The organism is Xenorhabdus sp. KJ12.1 (genome assembly GCF_963876495.1).
GTDB classification, from domain to species: Bacteria; Pseudomonadota; Gammaproteobacteria; order Enterobacterales; family Enterobacteriaceae; genus Xenorhabdus; species Xenorhabdus stockiae.
In genome coordinates this window covers 12,260-16,599 of record NZ_CAWNQH010000084.1, presented here as the reverse complement: position 1 = coordinate 16,599, position 4,340 = coordinate 12,260, and the positions used below count along the sequence as shown (strand labels likewise).

At 53.7% G+C, this 4,340-nt stretch carries 4 protein-coding genes; all 4 read right to left on the bottom strand.

What is annotated here, in order from left to right; genetic code table 11:
• A partial coding sequence (locus tag AACS92_RS15530) for a phage major capsid protein (protein WP_099111693.1) occupies positions 1–991 on the bottom strand: 991 nt, incomplete at its 3' end.
• A 12-nt stretch (positions 992–1,003) separates the two neighbouring features.
• Positions 1,004–1,654: an HK97 family phage prohead protease gene (locus AACS92_RS15525; RefSeq protein ID WP_153044792.1), complete on the bottom strand. Its 651-nt coding sequence runs from the start codon at positions 1,652–1,654 to the stop codon at positions 1,004–1,006.
• On the bottom strand, positions 1,632–2,864 hold the full coding sequence (locus AACS92_RS15520) for a phage portal protein (protein WP_099111691.1): 1,233 nt from the start codon (positions 2,862–2,864) through the stop codon (positions 1,632–1,634). The genes AACS92_RS15525 and AACS92_RS15520 overlap by 23 nt, the downstream gene beginning before the upstream one ends.
• 185 nt (positions 2,865–3,049) lie before the next feature.
• Positions 3,050–4,340: terminase large subunit (locus AACS92_RS15510; RefSeq protein ID WP_099111690.1), on the bottom strand; the 1,291-nt coding region annotated here is incomplete at its 5' end.

Sequence of the window (4,340 nt, the reverse complement as noted above, 5' to 3'; positions counted from 1 at the left end):
CAATACCGTAGCCGAGCAAGGCGGAAGGTTGCCCCAGTTGCAGGCCCGGCTGCCACAGGTAGTTGCCCTGACTGTCTTTCAGGGTGCGCACCTGAAACAGCAGGTTGTTGTTCATCATGAACTTTGCGCCGGTGCGATACGGTTTACGCAGCGTGTAGATCAGCTGCAGTATGTCGTCGGCGGTGACCTCGGTCGGCTTTTTCAGCAACCGATGCTGCAACGTGCCCCATTTGCGATCTTTGTCTTCCTGCGCATCACTGCCGTAGGCCAGCAAACCTTTCGGTTTGTTTTTGCCGTCACCGTGGGTAAACGCACGCTCCTCCTGCTCAGCAAACTCTTGTGTGAGTTCAGATGAAATAAAGGCGTCCACATCGAAAAAAGCATCATCCAGCATGGTCTGGGTCGCGGCAGGATTGCCGTAAATTTCGCCCCATGTCGGTTCGATGGGCATCAGCTTCGGCGTTTTAGTTTCTGGGCGCTCATCGGTTTCGCCCACCCAGCCACTGTTCGTACCGCCCTGATTCACCAGCCGCTTGAAGTTCGGGCTGCCTACGGACACCACGTGACACTCGGCACGCATCACCACTTCGTCTTTCAGGGCATTGATGATAGTGCGATCCAACGCCTCCGGCACGGCATAGCCGCCTTCAGGATCGACGGTGGTTTGCATGGCTTTTTGTTCCAGCGCGGCCAGCCCCTCTTCCTTGCCCTTGCGGAGAAACTGAGCAAACGCGGTTTTGTGCTCGCTCACTGCCTTGCTGTTGTTGCTGCCGCCTGCCGGACGTTTCAGCCCCGCCAACTCCTCTTCCAGCGCGGTTTTCAGGGTATCCAGCTCAGACAGTTTGCCGTTCAGGGTATCCACCTGCTCGGACAACTTCCCTTTCTGAGCCTCAATGGCCTCGATCCGCTGATCGTTCTTCAGTTTAAACTCATCGAAACGCTGCTGAATTTCCTGCGCAACCTGTTGTACATCTTTGACTTCAATCGTCATCAAACACTCCGGTTAGTTAAAATGTAATGATTTCAGGGCCGTTAATGCCGAGGTAGTCTCAGCATCAGGCAAAGACAACGCGCCGTATCCCTCCGCCATAAAGGCCTTAGCCTGAGCGCGGGAGAGTCCAACATCGCGCAGAACCCGTTCAATACAACTGGGATTGGGGATATCACCCCGAGCCAAGGCGGATTTCACATTGCTCACCCGCGCATCCTCGTTAGCGGGAAAAGTCACCAGACTGACTTCCCATAAATCGAGATCTTTCAATAAAAAAGCCTGCTTTGTTCGGTCATACTCTCCGTCTTTCAGGGTGTAACCGATCGACAAACCAGAAAGTGATCCGGCTTTCATATGGGCATGAGCTCGTTTTGCCAGCGGATCAGCTTCGATCAACAGTCGCCCTTTGAGATACAGCCCGGTCTCGTCTTCTTTCATGTCGGTATAAATCCCGATGGGTTCATCCATCCGGTGCTGCCAGAGCAACGCAGGCAGACTGCCTTTTTCACCCCATTGTTTCAGCGTATTGGCAAACGCACCGGGTAAGACAATATCATCAGCGCTGTCTTTGAGGCCGAACACAGAGCCGTATCCCTCAAATTCGCCGGCATCGTTGACCGATTTGATTTTCAGCGGCATATCAAGTCGTTGTTGGGTGATCATCGGCATGATCTTCTTCCTCTTTTTTCGGCGCTGGTTCAGGTTGCGTGGTCATGTTCATCGGTGTGAGATAAATATCGCCGCCCTCACGGGGATTGAGTTCTTCCAGCTCCCGGCATTCATTCGGCGCGTAAATACCCCAGTTAATACCGGTGGCGTAGGCTTCAAAGCGGGATTTCATATCGCCACGCAGTAAAGCTCCCGTGTTAAACTTGGCATAGAACCGCCCCTGTTTAGCAGTTTTGACCAGCCCAGCATTAATACGTTGTTCAATGCGGGTGAGGTACGGCACCAGCGAGTAATTAATAAACCCGATCCCCAGATTTTCAATGTTGTTAAAGGTAGCGCGATCAGTGTTCTGCACCATATGCAACGGCACCCGGAAAATGCGGCAGATTTCCTCCAACTGAAACTTACGGGTTTCCAGAAACTGTGCATCTTCTGCCGATAAACTGATTTGATGCCATTTCAGCCCCATCTCCAGGATCATCGGCTTATGGGCGTTGACCAGCCCCTGATGACGGGCTTCAAAATCCATTTTCAGCCGCTGATAGGCTTCCTCTTTCAAGGCTTGATCCGTTTGCAGGACACCACTGGTCACGGCCCCGTTGCCAAACAATCGAGAACCGTGTTCTTCGGTGGCCAGTCCCAGCCCTATCGCTTGCCGGGCGTAAGTAATCGGGCTTAACCCGGTCAGACCATCCAGTGTAAAAATGCGCACATGCCAGAGTTCATCCTGTGTCAGCGTCCGGTTTTCACCGCTCGGGAAAGTCACCTGATAGTCCGGCTGCCAGTCCTTATTGAGTTTTGCCGTGACGCTGCCCGGATCGAGGGGCAGTAACTCCACCACTTCCCCGAGCACCTTCACTTTGTAAGCATAGAAGTTACCGCGCAGGCACAGGCAGGCAATGAGCAACTCCCAGAACTCCTGCGGTGTCATATAGTGATTGGGTTTGACCGACAACAGTTGATGCAGCCGCTCTTTAACAGCACGTCGGTTACCCCGTTCTAATTGCTCATACAGCGAACAGGGCAACATGCCGACCGATTCCGCCAGCACCCGCACACAACTGAACACAGCGGTGAGTTGCATCGCTAACTGTGGACTGACCCGCCGTCCGCTGTAGGTATCATAGGACAGGCCAATCAATTCACTTAAATCACGGGCGGTCATAGCATCGGCGGATTTGCGAAATAAGCCGGGGAAAAACATTAGGTCTCCTTATCGGGTTTCTGGCTCAACATACGTGAGACCCCATACGACCAGCCGAGGCACAGGCTGCCTGCGACTATAAAACCCGTTGCTGGCAACAGCCGCCATGCGCCGTAAGACAGCAGAGCGCCACCGGCCAACCCGACCAGCGGGGCAGCCATCATTAATAATTTCATAAAAAAATCTCAGAGTGAGCGAACACCGTGGGAGATCAGATGATCGGAGAGACTGGGGGCTGCGTGCAAAATGGCCCGCCCCATCGCCATCATCAGCGCGACCGCGCCATCAATTTTGCTGTCTTTCTGCTCTTTAATCGGGCGCACAATGTCATCGTTGCCGCCCATCGTTTTCCCGACCACATTGCCGATACACCACGACATAATCGGGTGACCGTCATGATGGAAACGCCCGGACTGGATAGCCGCTTCCAGCGCTTTCATCGGATCGCTCATATGCGTGAAATTCTGGGTAATGATGATGGGATTAATACCTTCATCCGCCAGTGCATGAGATAAGCCGGTGGCCCCGAAGGGGTCAATCGGTGCCTCATTCACCGGATTCAGGTGACAAGCGAGCTTGGCTTCTTCAAGAATGTAGCGGTAATCCACTTCGGCACCTTCCGTCACGGTCAGCAGATCCATTTCCACCCATTTCTGAAAACGCTCAGCACTGCGCCGATTTTCGTTCTGCTCCACACGGTAAACCGTGTCATACGGCACCCAGAACCGTGGCGCAATACTGTAAAAATGCTGTTTGCCGTCGATTTCACGCGAAAAAAGCCGCGCCATGCTGTTCATGTCCAGCTTGCGGGCGAGGTCAAAGGCCAGAAAGCAAGGCTGACCCTCGAATTGCTCCAGTGTCAGTGAGGTGTCTTCGCACTGTTTCCAGCTCACACTATTAAAATAAGCCTCACGGGCCGATACCCAGATATTCAGGTGTTTGGTCTTGAATACGCTGGCTAAACGCGGGTTATTCAGAGCACGTTGTTGCTGACTCAACAGGAAATCGGCATAGACCGAGATCCCCATATTCGGGTTGGCCTTGCGTAATACGTCCGGTGAGGTCCAGTCATCCCCCTCGTCCACGGTATAGATCACCCCGAACAGCTCTTCATTGGGCACATTGCCGGACAGCATCTCGATCACCTCGCGCCGCTTGTCATAACACGGGCCTTCAATGTTATAACCTGCCGTGGTGATCGCCCACATCAGCGGCTGTCGCCGTGCGCCCATACCCGTCAGCATAGTGGTGTAGAGATCATCGGTATCATGCTCGTGGTACTCATCCACAATCGCACAATTGGGTGACTGCCCATCCCCGGGATTGCCGATCAGCGGCTCAAACCGGGCTCCGTCTGCCGGACGATTCATATTGGCGGCATTCACTTCAATGCCGAATGCCTCCATCAGCAATGGCGTGCGCTTGCACATCAATCTCGCGGGACGGAACACTTCCCACGCCTGTTTCTCCGTGGTC